The 16,417-nt window shown below is 28.9% G+C and carries 13 protein-coding genes and 1 other annotated feature; of the genes, 1 reads left to right on the top strand and 12 read right to left on the bottom strand.

All coding sequences use genetic code 11. The features are described from left to right. Positions 1-15: 15 nt before the first annotated feature. The 11 genes from IR151_RS05225 to IR151_RS05275 all read right to left on the bottom strand — a co-directional run bounded on the left by IR151_RS05225 (position 16) and on the right by IR151_RS05275 (position 13,636). The gene (locus IR151_RS05225; RefSeq protein WP_227433464.1) at positions 16-837 is read right to left on the bottom strand and encodes a nitroreductase family protein; all 822 of its coding nucleotides are present in this window, start codon (positions 835-837) and stop codon (positions 16-18) included. A 104-nt stretch (positions 838-941) separates the two neighbouring features. Next, positions 942-1,418, bottom strand: a complete 477-nt coding sequence (locus tag IR151_RS05230) for an NUDIX hydrolase (RefSeq protein WP_227433465.1) — start codon at positions 1,416-1,418, stop codon at positions 942-944. A 211-nt stretch (positions 1,419-1,629) separates the two neighbouring features. Continuing rightward, complete coding sequence (locus tag IR151_RS05235) at positions 1,630-2,208, bottom strand: HD domain-containing protein (protein WP_227433466.1); 579 nt, start codon at positions 2,206-2,208, stop codon at positions 1,630-1,632. A gap of 103 nt (positions 2,209-2,311) precedes the next feature. Beyond that, positions 2,312-4,837, bottom strand: coding sequence for a U32 family peptidase (locus IR151_RS05240; RefSeq protein WP_227433467.1), 2,526 nt, complete (start codon positions 4,835-4,837; stop codon positions 2,312-2,314). A 125-nt stretch (positions 4,838-4,962) separates the two neighbouring features. After that, positions 4,963-5,646, bottom strand: a complete 684-nt coding sequence (locus IR151_RS05245; protein ID WP_227433468.1) for a YoaK family protein — start codon at positions 5,644-5,646, stop codon at positions 4,963-4,965. A gap of 203 nt (positions 5,647-5,849) precedes the next feature. Beyond that, positions 5,850-6,440 (bottom strand): cell division protein ZapA, encoded by a 591-nt coding sequence (zapA, locus tag IR151_RS05250; RefSeq protein WP_227433469.1) that lies wholly within the window; start codon positions 6,438-6,440, stop codon positions 5,850-5,852. Between the two features lie 23 nt (positions 6,441-6,463). Further along, positions 6,464-8,857, bottom strand: a complete 2,394-nt coding sequence (gene pheT, locus IR151_RS05255; RefSeq protein WP_227433470.1) for a phenylalanine--tRNA ligase subunit beta — start codon at positions 8,855-8,857, stop codon at positions 6,464-6,466. A 16-nt stretch (positions 8,858-8,873) separates the two neighbouring features. Beyond that, on the bottom strand, positions 8,874-9,893 hold the full coding sequence (pheS, locus tag IR151_RS05260; RefSeq protein ID WP_227433471.1) for a phenylalanine--tRNA ligase subunit alpha: 1,020 nt from the start codon (positions 9,891-9,893) through the stop codon (positions 8,874-8,876). Between the two features lie 49 nt (positions 9,894-9,942). Then, positions 9,943-10,177 (bottom strand) — a binding site (T-box leader). A gap of 198 nt (positions 10,178-10,375) precedes the next feature. Beyond that, positions 10,376-11,173: a TrmH family RNA methyltransferase gene (locus tag IR151_RS05265; RefSeq protein WP_227433472.1), complete on the bottom strand. Its 798-nt coding sequence runs from the start codon at positions 11,171-11,173 to the stop codon at positions 10,376-10,378. Between the two features lie 199 nt (positions 11,174-11,372). Further along, positions 11,373-12,044, bottom strand: coding sequence for a potassium channel family protein (locus IR151_RS05270; RefSeq protein ID WP_227433473.1), 672 nt, complete (start codon positions 12,042-12,044; stop codon positions 11,373-11,375). Between the two features lie 215 nt (positions 12,045-12,259). Further along, positions 12,260-13,636 (bottom strand): TrkH family potassium uptake protein, encoded by a 1,377-nt coding sequence (locus IR151_RS05275; protein WP_227433474.1) that lies wholly within the window; start codon positions 13,634-13,636, stop codon positions 12,260-12,262. A gap of 427 nt (positions 13,637-14,063) precedes the next feature. On the opposite strand from IR151_RS05275, the gene IR151_RS05280 reads away from it, so the two are divergent. After that, entirely contained in the window at positions 14,064-15,806 is a 1,743-nt protein-coding gene (locus tag IR151_RS05280; RefSeq protein WP_227433475.1) for a peptidase M3, read from the top strand. 261 nt (positions 15,807-16,067) lie between these two features. Here IR151_RS05280 and IR151_RS05285 read toward each other — a convergent pair whose 3' ends face one another. Further along, a complete protein-coding gene (locus IR151_RS05285) occupies positions 16,068-16,376 on the bottom strand; it encodes a hypothetical protein (RefSeq protein ID WP_227433476.1) in 309 nt (102 codons plus the stop codon). Positions 16,377-16,417 lie beyond the last annotated feature (41 nt).

Below are 16,417 nucleotides of genomic sequence, written 5' to 3' on the forward strand. Positions count from 1 at the left end.
AATACATTCTAAGTTCTATCTTATTTCAAATTTAGCACTATTTCTATTTACAGTTCTCTTATATTTTACACTTGGGTATCCCAATATAAATGAAGTTATAACTGCTTCATTATCATTCATTCCCAATAATTCCTTTAACTTTGGCTCTACATTTGATGCCATAACAAAGAATCCATTGTAGCACATTCCTAATCCTTGAGAATAAGCCATAAGCTCCATATTAGACGCAGCTAATCCACCATATACATATACACTTCCTCCTAAAGAAGTATCACCAACTACTACCATAAGTAATGGTGCATCATAGAATAGAGAATCATATCCTTCTTCTTTATATCTTTTGTACATTCTCTTAAATGTATTTTTATATATAGAACGTACAGGGTCTTCATCATCAGTATTTAATGCCAAGTTATAAAGCCCTTCTATTGCTAATTCTTTTACTTCTTTTAGTTTTTCTTTTACTAATATGTATCTTATCGGTTGTCTATTTCCACCTGTTGGTGTGTATCTTCCTGCTTCTACTATGTTTTTTATTTTTTCTTCTTCTACCTCTATGTCTTTATAGCTTCTTATACTTCTTCTAAATTTGATAAAGTTTAGTAATTTTTCAGGCTCTAGTTCAAAATTTTCATGATTGAATTCTAATACTTCATTTTTATCAAATTCCTGCATTTCTATTGCATCTGTTGGACATATAGCCATACAGTGACCACAATTAATACAGAGAATATTTTTCACCTTTGCTTTATCTTCTTTAACCCTTATTGCATTTACAAGGCAGTCCGACTCACACATACCACATCCTACACATTTGTCTAAATTTATGTCTATCATTCCAGATTATTCCTCCATTTTAAAATTTTTACTCTAGTATAAATCAAATAGTTGTCCTAGTCAATTTTTATTTTTTTAACAATACATAGGCTTTAATTTTTTAATTAATCTAAAAAATTTACACTGTAATCTTTCAATTTACCATTATCATATGTTATCTTTGCACTAAAAATTTTGCCTTTTTTAGCCCAATCTAAAAATAATCTGTCGCCTTCCCACATATTTAAGTCAAATATTTTATCATTATCAACCCAAAGTAACTTGCCTTCTTTACAATTATCTAAATCTTTGTTAGATAAAGTTCCTTCAAATTCATCTGAAAAATACAAAAACATATACCAATCTTCTTCATCTTTAAATTTTGGAAAAGTTATCAATCCTTTATATGTTAATGACTTAAGAGTAAGACCTGTTTCTTCTTTAACTTCTCTGACTATACATTCTTCTGGTGTTTCTCCCTGCTCAAATTTTCCACCAACACCTACATACTTACCTTCATGTACATCATCTTTCTTCTTATTTCTATACAACATTAAAGTCTTACTATCTTTTTCTATATAACAAATAGTCGTAAGTTTCATATACTTCGCCTTACTTTCTCTTTTCTATTTTTCATTTACTTATTTTATATATTTAAGTTTATTACTATAATTACTGATGCAAAGAATCACTATAATTACTCATTGCAGTCAATTATTAACAAGTTGACCTTAAGTTTATATTAATTATAGTCATTTATTTAAACTAATTATTGTCAATTCACATTTTTAAATTTATTGTTATTTTCCTTATTTACTCATTTTCATTGTTTTCAAGTACATCACTAATATTTTTCATTGCATTAAGAGAAAGCTCTGCAAATTCATCAAATGGAATCCCTATATCTTCTATACTTCTCATTGCATCTCTATTTACATTTGAAGCAAATCTTGTTTCTTTCATTCTTTTAATTACAGATTTTGTCTTTACACTCGTAAGTTTTTTATCTGGATAAACTAAAGCTATTGCAGTTATAAATCCAGTTATAGGGTCTGCTGCATATATAGCTTTTTCCATTAAACTAGTTCTTGTAACCCCCATACCATCATGATGACCAAGTATTGCTCTATACATTTCTTCATCACCAAAATTTTCTTTTTTGAGAAGTTCTACAGTTGTTGTTGCATGACCTTCACAGATTTCTCCTGGCTTTCTTCCAACTATATCTGAATCCAAATCATGTAAAAGACCTGCAACCGCCCATTTTTCTTCTTTCTCTGGCTCTAGTCTTTTGGCTAAATCTTTCATAACTGCTTCAACTGCATAGCAATGTTTTCTCATTCTATCAGTTTCTAAATACTTAAATAAAATGTCTAAAGCTTCTTCTCTCATTTTCAGTAATCCCCCTGTTTTTTCATAGATATGATATTTTTATATATTAATACACATAAATTCAAGAGTTTTTATATATTTATGTATATTTTTCATGTTATATCTATTCTACACCTTTATAGTAGTGTCCTGCAACTGTTCCAATTTCATCCAATTGCTTATATAAGTTAGTAGCTTTTTCTCCAAGTTTATAATTATTGTTTAAAACCTCAATATGAGCTTCAATAACTTTCTCTACCATTTCACTATTTTCCACTGTAAAATCTATTCTAAATACATCTACTCCAATCTCATCTAATTCATAAAGATTGTCCAACATACAGGTTACCTTTGAATTGTAAATAGTGCTTCTACAGAATATATCTTGTGTTATCCTATAACTTGCATCTGTAAAATCTCTTAGAGCATAACTGCTCTCCTTACATTTAGCTACTCTCTTATCTTTTTTACAATCTCTAACAACAACCCCCATAGGACAGTATTCTGTGACCATCATAGGCGTATATCCATATATCACTGCTTCAATTTCTGCATCTGTATATTTTAATGTTTGTTCAATTTCACTTAGATTTAACTCCTGTGATAAACAAACCGTACTTGCTCCTGTATCCCTAAAGTGATTTATACTTTCACTATTAAAAGTATTCAAATAGCAATCTATATTTAGATTTTTATCTTTAAAATAATCCATAGAACCCCAATTACCAATTTGAATTTTATTAAGCCCTTTTATATTATCTAATACTTCAAACTGTTTGTATTCTCTATTTCTAATAATTCTTGGTGCTGAATAGATTAATCTATCTTCAAAGCTAGATGTTCTTTCACTTGAAACATTTACATCATCTATATTTAATGAAGAATTTACACTATCTATATTTGAACTTAAATTAACTGATTCTTTAGAAATACTTGAAGCTATTTCCAAAGCTTCAAATAGCGTATTTATATCTTCATAATAAATTAAATCTACATTATATTTTAGTACTGCTTCTAATTGCTCTAAATTCTTAACTTTAACTCTAAGTTTAGGAGTTGTATTAAATTCTTTATGTCGATTTATTTTAGCTGGTTTATATTTTAATTTACTTTCCTTAAATCTTCTCTCTTTTATCCTTATTCTTTCCTCATCCAAAAGCTCAATACAATCTCTTCTCATTTGATTTAATATACTTATAGGTATACTTACACCTTCGTCTAAATCAATGTCTATATCTTTTAATTTATAAGGCGTGTTTCCAAGTTTTTGAATCTGTGTTTCGATTTTTTCTTCACTTAAAGCAACTTTTATAGCTTTTTCAGCTACCTTTTCACCCTCTACAACTGCTTTATTACCACAAAAATCACTTATAGAAAGTACTGGCTTTTCACCCAATTTAATACTTACTTTTGCATTTATGTTAGTTTTTATAAGTTCTTTATCTTGCTGAAATGTAGACTGTACTTTGTCCATTAATTCACTGTCTGAAGTCTTGAATATAAGTTGATTTCTCTTTGCTTCCCCAATAAAATCTAATTCGATTAAATCTCCTTTGTGTGCTATTGTAGTTATCTCTCCATCTTTTATAATTCTTCCAATAGTTCCTCCACCTAAGTTGATTCCATCTCCTTTTTTAAGGGTATTCTCTAGTATCACTCTAAGTCTCTTTGTTTTTCTATTATGGTCTAAGACTTTTCCAACATATAGACCTTGATTGTTAGGTCTATCAGAATTCATTATATCCTTACCAACTTCACCTAATATATATCCTTTAGTAAATTTTCTATTGAAGATAGTATACAAATTATTTATTATTTCCTCAGAAATATTTATTTTTTTCTCACTTATAAACTCATTAATCGCTTCTCTATATCCTGAAACTACAGTAGCTACATATTCTGGCTTTTTCATTCTTCCTTCAATTTTTAGAGATAATACCCCTGCTTCGATTATTTTGTCTAAATCTTCTATAGTACTTAAATCTCTAGGGCTTAATAAGTAATCTCCATTACTATTTACAACTTCACCTGTATTTATATCTATTAACTCATATTTTTGTCTACATGGTTGTGCACATCTTCCTCTGTTTCCAGACCTGTTTCCTATCATACTACTCATAAGACATTGACCTGAATAACATACACATAAAGCCCCATGCACAAATACTTCTACATCTACAGTTGTATTTTCACAAATCCATTTTATCTCATCAACATTTAATTCTCTTGCCAAAACTACCCTATCAAATCCTACGCTTTTAAGGTATTTTACATCTTCTAGCGAATGAGCTACCATTTGAGTACTTGCATGTAATTCAAAATCAGGTAGTAATTTTTTTATAAGCCTTGCCATACCTATATCTTGAACTATTAATGCATCAATATCTATATCATATAAAAATTTTACATACTCGACAAAATCTTCTATCTCATACTGTTTTATCAATGTATTTACAGTGACAAATACTTGTACTCCTCTTATATGACAATATTTAACAGCTTCAATCAACTCATTTCTATCAAAGTTATTTGCAGATGCTCTCGCACTAAAGTCTTTTCCACCTAAGTACACAGCATTTGCCCCATTTTGTACTGCTGCTTTCAAGGAATCAAAAGAGCCAACTGGTGCAAGTAATTCTATTTTTTTCATATTTTTCTCCTCTATATATACTTGTTAAACTTAATGTTATCATGTCTATAATTTACACATTTACACTAAATTTATATACTACTTACTATATTTAAAGTATATCAAATAATGACTCTATTGTTTTGTTAATTTAAATTAAAAGAATCATCTTTATTGATAAACATAACTATAAAGACTACTGATAAAATAAGGAAACATATTAATATAGATTTTTCCACAAAAATCTTTGTAAAAACAGTTCCCAAAATAGCTCCCAAAATAAAGAATATAATAATAGCATAATACTGCAAACTCTTCTTTATCATAAAAATATTTTTAGTTTGCACATAATGAAATAGTGTTTCTGTAGCACTTCTTAAATTACCAGTACACATTGTTGTTGCAAATGTGTTGCCATTTACCTTTCTAAAACTCTCAACTTGCATTGAACAAATGAAAGATATAGCAACATTTACAAACATATTAAATTTTCCTTGAGGAATAAAAGAAACAATAAGTATAGTAATCATTTCAATTCCAATGATAACTTGTCGCCAATGAATCTTTCTATTATTATTTTTAAAATGATTTCTTATTTTTTCTGCTATCAACACCCCTAAAATAAAAGCCAAAATAGGAATAAAATAATAAAAAGATTTCCTGACATTACCTTCTGCTATGTTAAGACCAAATAAAACTATATTTCCAGTCTGTGCATTAGCAAATACTTTTCCTCTTACTACATAAGTATAAATATCTAAAAATCCTCCTGTTATTGCCAATAAAGCGCATAAGAAGAATGATTCAGACATCTGGCTCTGTTTTGTCATATATAAACATCTCACTTTCTATTGATAGATACCAAATCAAAATTCTTTTAGATATTATTTTTTATTTTAATATTTTAAAAAAATTTTATATTTACATATTATTTATACACTAGTTATATGTATACATTACATGTTATTTATATTTATTATTTATAAATTAAAAGAAGCTGTCTCAAAAAACAAGAGACAGCAAATCTTTTAATTTATTCCACGTTTTTTACATCATTATTTAACCCTGTACATTTTAGCTGTAAATCATAAGCCTTGTTTTGAAACTCAGAAGCTAAATTTTCAGCTATAGTAGCTCTTTCATTTGATTCTTCAAGCTGAGCAGTTAACTCTTCTATCTTGTTTTTATAAGCATCTAACTCGGCTTTAGAGCCTTCTGTTGTATTACTAAGTTCAAATATTTCTTGCTTTTTATTTTCTATAATCTCAATTAACTCTTTCATTTTAGCTTCAGTTTCACGATTTTCTGCTTCTTTTTCTGCTATTGTAAGTTTTAAAGATTTGATTTCTAATTGAAGTTCTTCGTTGGATGAACCAACCTTCTTGCTCAATTCTTCATTAGCTTTAATCAACCTCTCATTTTCATCTGAACATTCAAATAAAAGGTCTGATATATTTAATGCAGTTAATATTGCAGCAACTGATAAGCTTAGCTTCGGGTTTTGACGTGTTATCTTATCCATTTCTTTGTCAACAAAATCAGCAATACTAATCATAAATTTCTCTGACTTGTCTCCAACCATTGGATACTCAGCGCCATGGATTTTTACCATTACTTTGTTCATCCTAACCTCCCCGACATTAGTTGTTAATTTGATCTTAAGTTAGCATTCAATTTTTTGCTTAATTCACTTAATATCTTATCATGCACCTTAGCTACTTCTTCATCTGTTAGAGTTTTATCTTTACTTCTATAAGTTATTGAATATGCAATTGATTTATATCCAGCTTCTATTTGAGAACCTTTGTAAACATCAAATAATTTGTAGCTTTCTACTAATCCTTGACCATTTTCCTTTATTATATCTTCTATTTGTTTTACAAATACATCATCCTTAACAATAAGAGCTATATCTCTAGATGTAGATGGATATTTTGGTAATGGTACATAATTCTTTGTTCTATCAGAATTATCAAATACAAAATCAATATCTATTTCAGCAACATAAACTCTTTGCCCTAGATTGTAGTTTTCTATAACATCTGGATGCAATTCACCTAATGTACCTACATATTTATTATTATACACTATTTTAGCACATCTACCAGGGTGGAAGGTAGTATTATTATCTTGAGGTTCAATTTCATAATCTTTAAATCCTACATTTACAAGTACAGTTTCTATAGCTCCCTTTAATGCAAAGAAATCTACATCTTTACCATACATACCTACACACATTCTATTTGCTTCCATAGGAAGTTCTGAATCTTGTGGTGTGAATATATGTCCACACTCAAATGCTGATACTTCTTCTATCTTATGAGATATATTAGTTGATAAAACATCTAACATATTTGGTATTAAAGTAGTTCTCATTACAGAAGTTTCTTCTCCTAATGGGTTCATCAACTTAACAAAGTTTCTCTTTATATTACCTTCTGGTACTCTTATCTTGTCAACTCCCTTAGGGCTTACAAATGAATATGTTAATATTTCATTTAATCCTACAGCAGTTGAATTATTTTTTAGCGCTTCCATGAATTTTTGTTTTGGAGTTTTAACCCCTGCAGTTGTATTTCCTTCTAATTGTACAGAAGGTATATTTTCAAATCCATAAATTCTAGCTATTTCTTCCCATACATCAGCTTCTTGCTCCATATCTGTTCTGAAACTTGGTACATCTACTTCTAGCTTATCATCAGCAATTAAATTGCATTTAAATTCTAATGATTCTAAAATTCCTACAAATTGTTCCATTGGTACATCTACACCTAAAAGATGGTTGATTCTTTGAGGATTTACTACTAATTTTTTAGGTTCTGGTTTATTTGGATATACATCAACAGTTCCTTTTAATACTTTTCCAGCACCTAACATTTCAACAAGTTGTACAGCTCTATTTGCTGCTATTTCTGCAAGATTAGGGTCTAAGGCTTTTTCATTTCTTGAAGATGCTTCTGACCTAATTCCCACTTTTTTAGCTGTCATTCTTATGTTTTCTGGCTTGAAATTGGCACTTTCGAAAAGTACAGTCTTTGTCTTGTCAGTTATTTCTGAGTTTGCACCACCCATTACACCAGCTAGACCAAGTGATTTTTCTCCATTTGTTATAACTAACATATCTTTGTCTAATGTTCTTTCAACATCATCTAGTGTTACAAGCTTTTCTCCATCTTTAGCAGTTCTTACTACTATTCTTCCTGTTTCTACTTGATTTATATCAAAAGCATGAAGTGGTTGACCAAGCTCTAACATTACAAAGTTTGTTATATCAACTATGTTACTTATAGGTCTTACACCTGCTTCTGTAAGTCTTCTTTGCATCCAGTATGGAGAAGATTCTATTTTTACATCAGTTACCATTCTAGCAACATATCTTCTACATAAATCTGGATTATCTATCTCAACTTTGAAGTCTATTTCCTCGTCACTTTCTTTTACTTCTATTTCAGGATATTTTACTTTTGTTCCTATAGTTGCAGCTGCTTCTCTAGCTATCCCCATCATACATTTGCAGTCAGGTCTGTTTGAAGTTAATTCAAAATCTATTAAAGCATCATTTAATCCTAAAACATCTTTTACATCTTTTCCTAATTCATAAGAGTCTTCGTGGTCTAAAATATATATACCACCTCTTTTGTATTCTTCAATATAATGTTCATCTATACCTAATTCAGCTGCTGAACACATCATACCATCTGATAATTCACCTCTGAAGTCAGTTTGTTTAATTTCAACTCCTCCAGGTAATTTAGAACCATTTACAGCTACTGGAATATAATCTCCTTCTGATATATTTGTAGCTCCTGTAACTATTTGAACAACTTTATCTCCAACATCTACTTTAGTTACAACTAACTTATCAGCATTTGGATGTTGTTTTATTTCTAAAATCTTTCCAACTAATATATTTTCTACTTCTTCACCATAATAATCTATTGTTTCAACTTTAGTTCCTGTCATTGTCATTTTATCAGCGAACTCTTTTACATCCATGTCTATATCGACATAGTCTCTAAGCCATTTTAAAGATACTAACATCTACACACCCTCCTAATTAAAATTGATTTAAGAATCTCATATCATTTTCGAATAATAATCTAATATCATCTATTTCATATTTAAGCATTGCAAGTCTTTCAACCCCAACTCCAAATGCAAATCCACTGTAAACTTCTGGGTCTATTCCGCAATTTCTAAGTACATTTGGATGAACCATACCTGAACCTAATATTTCTATCCAACCTTCATACTTACACATTGGGCAACCTTTACCACCACATTTGAAACAAGTAACATCAACCTCTGCACTTGGTTCTGTAAATGGGAAGTTATGAGGTCTAAACTTAGTTTTGATATCAGAACCAAACAATTTTTCAACGAAGATATCCATAGTTCCTTTAAATTCTGCCATAGTAACATCTTTTCCAACAACAAGTCCTTCTATTTGATGGAACATTGGTGAATGTGTCGCATCTGGTGAATCAAATCTAAAGCATCTACCTGGTGCTATTACTTTAATTGGTAACTCTTGGCTTCTCATAGATCTTACTTGAACTGGAGACGTTTGAGTTCTAAGTAATACACCATCATTGATATAGAATGTATCACTCATATCTCTTGATGGATGGTCTTTAGGAGCATTTAATGCATCAAAGTTATTTTCAACTGTTTCAACTTCTGGACCTTCTGCTATAGAGAATCCCATTCCGATAAATATATCTGTTACTTCATCTATAATTTGAGTTATTGGATGTTTCTTTCCAACTTTCAATACTTTTCCAGGTTGAGTAACATCTATTACTTCTTCTCTTAACTTTCTTTCTTTTTCAATAGCATTTATTTCTTCTTTTTTAGAATTTATGCTAAGTTCAATATTCTCTCTTACATCATTGGCAACTTTTCCAACTACTGGTCTTTCTTCAGCAGATAATTTACCCATCTCTTTAAGTATGGCAGTTATCTCACCTTTTTTTCCTAAATACTTAACTCTTAAACTTTCTACATTTTCTATGCTTTGTGCCTCTTTTATTTCAGCTAAAGCTGCTTCACGTAAAGCAAGTAATTTTTCTTGCACACATATCACCCTTTCGTTTTTTTGTATAAAAAAAGCCCCTCAATCCCTGTCTAGGGACGAAAGGCTATAGTTTCGCGGTACCACCCTAGTAGTTTAACAATCTAAAAATCATCAAACCACCTCTAACAAACTTAACGCGTTTTTCACGTCAAAGCCTACTATCAAATTTCAGCTTTGTTACTCTAGAGGGAACTTCTCCTGACCTCTTAGAAAACACTCCCAGCCTAGGTGTTTATCTCTTTACTAAGTTTAATCAAAATACTTTCCTCTTTCATTGCATTTACAATATTATATTGTTTATTTTAGTATTATATCATTTATATCTACATTTTGTGATTATCTATATGATTATTTTATTGTGACTATTTTAAAGTACAATCATATAATATTTTTATCAATCATGCTTAAAATATATTGACTATTTTTGATACTCTACTATTTAATTCAAGATTATAACACGACATTATATTTATTACAATACATTAAATTAAGTATTTTTTTATTTCATACATCAATATAGCAGAACTTATTGCTGCATTTAACGACTCAGCTTTGCCATATATAGGTATTTTAACCAAAATATCAGATTTTGATACAAGCTCTTCATTTATCCCATTTGCTTCGTTTCCTATCACCAAAGCTACTTTTGAACCGTAGTCTATTTTGTCATAAAAATTATCTGTATTTAAATAACTTGAAACTATATTAAATCCTTGTGATTTAAGTATATCCACAGTTTCATCTTGTATGGCATTGATTATATTCATATCAAAAATAGAGCCCATAGTTGACCTAATTACTTTTGGATTGTATATATCGACGCATCCCTTTAGTGCTATTATTGCATCTACTCCAGCAGAGTCAGCAGTCCTTATTATTGTTCCCATATTTCCTGGGTCTTGTATTCTGTCTAAAATTAATACAAACTTATCTTTTTCATTTATACTTTCTTTTAAATTTTTTTCCTTAAATGAAACTACACCTATTATACCTTGAGTATTTTCTGTGTCTACAAGTTCCTTAAAGTTTTTATTAGTAGTCTTATATATATTTGTGTTTTTTTTATCTAAGTTTTCTAATAATTCCATGTGTTCCTTTTTATTTTCAAAATCCTCATTGATAAATACATAATCAAGATTTGCATTACATTCAAGTGCAAGCACTACTATTCTGTACCCTTCTATTATGAACTTTGATTCTTTTGTTCTATTTTTTGACTTTAATAATGCTTTAGTATATTTTAATCTTTCATTATCCTTACTGCTTATAGTTGTAATCATTTTATATAAATGCTAACTTGATATTAGCACAACCTCCTTATCATTCTTTATCCTACTTCTAAAATCTTTATTTCTATTAAAATTCTATTCTCGATTGAAACTCTATTCTCGATTAAAATAAAAATAGTATCATATAACTATTCATAATTATATGATACTATCTACTTTCATTGCAATCAAATATATCTTAAATAATAAACTATCTTCTTCTAATTATACCCTTATTTCCAGATGTAATAGCTGTTATACTAGTGTTTTGACCAATTATAACCAATATACTTCCAGCTGTAAGTTCCTCATCAGGAGAAGGTGTCACATTTATATTTTTACCAGTCTTGATGGCAAGCACAGTTATCTCATATCTAGCTCTAAGCTCAAGTTCTACAAGTGTTTTACCAACCCAACCATTTGGAGTTACGATTTCAACAATTGAATATTCTGGGTCAAGTTCAATATGGTCTAATATATTGTCAGAAACTAAATTATGTGCAACTCTTACTCCCATATCTCTTTCTGGAAATACAACTCTATCTGCACCAATCTTATAAAGAACTTTGGCTTGCAATTCATCTTTTGCCTTACATATTATTAACTCTACACCCATTTCTTTGGCTATAAGAGTCGCCATTATAGATGCTCTTATATCAGAACCGATTGCAACTACTGCTACATCAAAGTTACCTAAACCCAATGATCTTAATGCTTGTTCCTCAGTAACATCCACTATAAGTGAATGAGTTACTTTATCAGATATACTTTGAACTGAATCTTCATTTTTGTCTATTGCCATTACTTGATGTCCTAAAAGATGCATAGTAGATGCAACTGAACTTCCGAATCTCCCACATCCAATGACTATATATTGCTTCATCTCGAAACTTCCTCCCTAATACACAATTTGTATAATATCTATTAAATTAACTTTTATATAGATAAATTAATTTTAATATTTTTATTTTATTAATCATAGCTAAATTTATTTGCTAGATTATTTCTATCATTAATTGATTTATTTAATTGATTATATCAAATTCATTTTCCTAGATTATATATCATTATTAATAGATTTATCTAATAAATGGTACTCTAACCAACCATAATCTTGCCTTCTGCGTATCTAACTGGCTGACTCTTTCTTCTACCTCCAGAAAGTATAGCCATAAATAAAGTAAGAGAACCAACTCTCCCCATAAACATAAAGATTATTATTATAACCTTACCTAAAGCATTTAGATTTGCACTTCCAGCTAAACTTGAACCAACTGTAGCTAGTGCTGATGTAACCTCAAATGCTGATTGAACTAGTGTAAACTTAGGTTGAGTTATTGAAATAATCAAAGTTCCAAAAATAACTGCGGATATACTAATTACAAATATCCCTAGAGATTTTTTTATAGTTGTTGGAGCCAGTCTTCTCTCAAAAGTTTCTATATCAGATTTTCCTGATAAAAAGCTTCTAACTGTAATTATTAAAACTGCTAATGTTGTTGTTTTGATACCTCCACCAGTAGATGCAGGTGATGCTCCAATAAACATCAAAATTATCATTATAAATACACTACTTTCTTGTAAAGTAGCTAAATCAAGTGTATTAAAACCAGCAGTTCTTGCTGTTACTGATTGAAATATCGCTGATAATATTTTCCCTTTTACAGGTAAATCTGCCATAGTGGCCTTTTGGTTAAACTCTATAAGAAAAATAAATATTGCACCTACTAAAATAAGTATTGCAGTTGAAAATAAAACAACTTTAGAATGCACATTTAATTTTGAAAATCTTCTTTTTCTTACAATATCAAGAACAACTGGAAATCCTAATCCACCTAACACTATAAGTGCACAAATAGTCATTGATACTATAAAATTGTTTACATAAGAATTTAGCGATGTAAATGGCCCACTTACACTACCCATTAAGTCAAATCCGGCATTACAAAACCCTGATATTGCGTGAAATACGCTATACCATATCCCTCTAGATAAACCAAATTGTGGAATAAAGACAGTTGATAAGACTAGTGCTCCTATTCCCTCTATGGTTATAGTTATTATTAATACAAACCTTGTAAGTTTTACTAACCCTGATAAGTCTGCTTGGTTTAATGATTCTTGTATCAATAATCTTTCTCTTAGTTGTATTTTTTTTCGTGCCATAAGTGAAAACATTGTAGCTACGGTCATAAATCCAAGACCACCAATTTGTATCAATGTTATTATTACTATCTGTCCAAATAAACTCCAATAAGTTGCTGTATCTACCATAACTAGACCAGTAACACAAACCGCTGAAGTAGCTGTAAATAGAGCATTTAATAAACCTATACTCTCTCTACTCTGTGACGATATCGGGAGTGTTAACAATATTGCTCCAATTAAAATAGTTGCTGCAAACCCAGATACTATTATTTGAGTAGGTCGCATTCCATCTGCGTAGAGAATAAGTCTTCTAACTATTGTTTTCAACTTTCTTTATACCTCCTTAACATAAAATCATTACTGTTAAGACCTTTAATTTGTTTATTTTTAGAGTTTTCCTCTAAATTATTACTCTATTATAGTATAAATATTGTATAAAGACAATGATATGAATTTTTATAAATTTTGTTTAGAATATTGCAAATTTTTATATATGTCTTTTAATTTCAATTACATCAAAAATTTCTATATTTTTTGCATATAATAAGTCTAATAGTAGAATAGTTTTTCGTATTTTATACTTAAAATTTATTTATCATTTTACCAATACAATTTTCATATATTTTCTTGAAGTTAAATTTTTATATTATCTATAATCTTGTCCATATTTTTATATTAAATTTTCTTAATATGCATTTTTTATATTTAATATAGTAAAATAACTAATAACTATATCCATGATTGGAGGATTTCTATGATTAAATCCAAGAAAAGATTATTTATTTCTCTAATTTTAATTGTAATTTTTATTATATTTGCATTATACATAAAAAATTATACTAATGATTCAAAAAAAGATTCAGTTAGAGGAACTATTCCTTTTAAAAAAATGGAATATAAGCGTCCTGACATAAAGTCAGTATGCGAAAATATTAACACATATAACGATAAACTTTTAACATGTAAAAATGCCAAAGAGCAATTGAACGTATTTAGTAATGTCGATAAGATTTACCAAGACTTTTATAGTACACTTACTATAGCAAAACTTAGAAATAATATTGATTCATCAGATGAATTTTACTCTAAAGAATACAAATACCTTATGAGTAAATCTGTGGATGTCGATATGGCATACAAAGATTTTCAGGATACATTTGTAAATTCTAAGTTTTCTAAAGAACTAAAAAAAGAAATTGGAAAAGATGGATTTAATTATTTAAAAAACATTGGAAAGCTTAATTCAGAAGAAGTAGAAAACCTACTTAAAAAAGAGCAAGACTTAGTTGTTAAATATGAAGACTTATTATCTAAGTCTACTGTATCAGTAGATGGGATGGAAATAGACTTTGAAGAAGCTATGTCAAAACCCAATCTCACTTATGAAGAATATGTAAAAATCTATTCAGATTACTTAAAAAAATACAACCCTATATTTGGTAATATTTTTTTAGAACTTGTACAGACGAGAACTGAAATAGCAACTAAGCTAGGCTTTAAGAATTATACAGATTATGCTTATTTAAATTTAAATAAAGATTACTCCCAAGAGGATGCAAGAAAATTTAGAAGTGAGGTAAAAGAGTACATAGTTCCATTATATAGGAAAGTTACATCACAACCTTCTGACTCTTCTATTTATATTAAGGCATATAAGAATCGTTCATTTAGAAAATTTGATAAAGTACTTGAAGATATATCTCCAAAATTAAAAGAGTGTTTTAACTACATGAAAAAGTATGACTTATACGATTATTCCTCTGGGAAAAATAAATCACCTGGAGGTTATACTACTTATATAACCAAGTACAAAGCACCCTTTTTATTTAATACATGGGACAATTCTTTTTTAGGTGTTACTAGCTTTGCTCATGAGTTTGGTCATTTTTTTAATTACTACAACAGTATTAACTCAAATAATACAATACAGCCAAGTATTGATATATGCGAAGTTCATTCAACATCTTTAGAAATTTTATTTTACAAGTATTTTGATGAATTCTTTGGAAAACAATCTGAAGCAATAAAAAAAGAACACTTATCGATTGTTTTAAACACAATTATTGATGCTTGTCTTTACGATGAGTTTCAAGAAATTATATATAAAAACCCATATATGAGCTTAAATGATATAAATAAACTATTTTTTGATTTAGAAGAAGAATATGGAGTATCTAATAAGATACTTAAAGATAAAAATGCTCCATTTTGGATACTTGTATCTCATAATTTCCAAGTTCCTTTTTACTATTTAAGTTATGGTCTTGCATCTGATGTATCTCTTCAAATATGGGAGTTATCACAAGGTGACTATAGAAAAGCTGTTGATGTATATATGGATTTTTTAAATCAAAATACAGATGCAGGATTTAAAGATGTAGTAGAAAAAGTTAATCTACAATCTCCTTTTGAAAGCGGAAACTTGGAGGAAATAAGCTCAGCTTTATACGATTATTTTGGTATAGAGAACCCTCTTGAATTAGAAAATGCTTCTTAGTATTTAATAACTTATGATATATCTAATAAATATTTATTAATACTTATTAACTCATGTTATGTCTAGTACGTACTTATTAATACTTATTAACTTATGTTATATCTAGTAAATATTTTCCATACTTAGTAACATATAATAAAACCGTCAGAAATTTTATAAACCTTTACCTTTATTACTTCTGGCGGTTTCATATGTTTGACTGATTAGATTAATATTTAATAACACTTGCACCAATAGTTATAAGTTTCATTTCACATCATCTCATTTGATAATATTTTCTATTAAAATATCAATAAATTTATCTCTCTGATGTTTAACTTTTATATTTGTACCACTATATAATTGAAATGAGTCTGGTGATAAAGCCTCCATTTGTATAGGTAAAATAATTTGTAAGGCAATAGTTCTTAAACTCATTTCGTCTTTTTCGTCCCCAAATATATTACGAAGCATAGAAATGATAGCAAGTTGTGCCTGCATATTTCCATTGATTATACATTGATTCAATATAAAAGATAGTACCTTATCATAACCTACCTCCAAAACATTTACATTTTTCGTTCTAAACATGTTCAGTATAATATTTTTTTATTATTTGTCAATATATAATT

This window comes from Clostridioides sp. ES-S-0006-03 (assembly GCF_020662275.1).
GTDB lineage: Bacteria > Bacillota > Clostridia > Peptostreptococcales > Peptostreptococcaceae > Clostridioides.

Bases quoted from the DNA above. Each gene is read 5' to 3' on its own strand.
- IR151_RS05225 (WP_227433464.1), bottom strand. From the start codon at position 837: ATGATAGACATAAATTTAGACAAATGTGTAGGATGTGGTATGTGTGAG.
- IR151_RS05230 (WP_227433465.1), bottom strand. From the start codon at position 1,418: ATGAAACTTACGACTATTTGTTATATAGAAAAAGATAGTAAGACTTTA.
- IR151_RS05235 (WP_227433466.1), bottom strand. From the start codon at position 2,208: ATGAGAGAAGAAGCTTTAGACATTTTATTTAAGTATTTAGAAACTGAT.
- IR151_RS05240 (WP_227433467.1), bottom strand. From the start codon at position 4,837: ATGAAAAAAATAGAATTACTTGCACCAGTTGGCTCTTTTGATTCCTTG.
- IR151_RS05245 (WP_227433468.1), bottom strand. From the start codon at position 5,646: ATGACAAAACAGAGCCAGATGTCTGAATCATTCTTCTTATGCGCTTTA.
- zapA (WP_227433469.1), bottom strand. From the start codon at position 6,440: ATGAACAAAGTAATGGTAAAAATCCATGGCGCTGAGTATCCAATGGTT.
- pheT (WP_227433470.1), bottom strand. From the start codon at position 8,857: ATGTTAGTATCTTTAAAATGGCTTAGAGACTATGTCGATATAGACATG.
- IR151_RS05265 (WP_227433472.1), bottom strand. From the start codon at position 11,173: ATGATTACAACTATAAGCAGTAAGGATAATGAAAGATTAAAATATACT.
- IR151_RS05270 (WP_227433473.1), bottom strand. From the start codon at position 12,044: ATGAAGCAATATATAGTCATTGGATGTGGGAGATTCGGAAGTTCAGTT.
- IR151_RS05280 (WP_227433475.1), top strand. From the start codon at position 14,064: ATGATTAAATCCAAGAAAAGATTATTTATTTCTCTAATTTTAATTGTA.
- IR151_RS05285 (WP_227433476.1), bottom strand. From the start codon at position 16,376: ATGTTTAGAACGAAAAATGTAAATGTTTTGGAGGTAGGTTATGATAAG.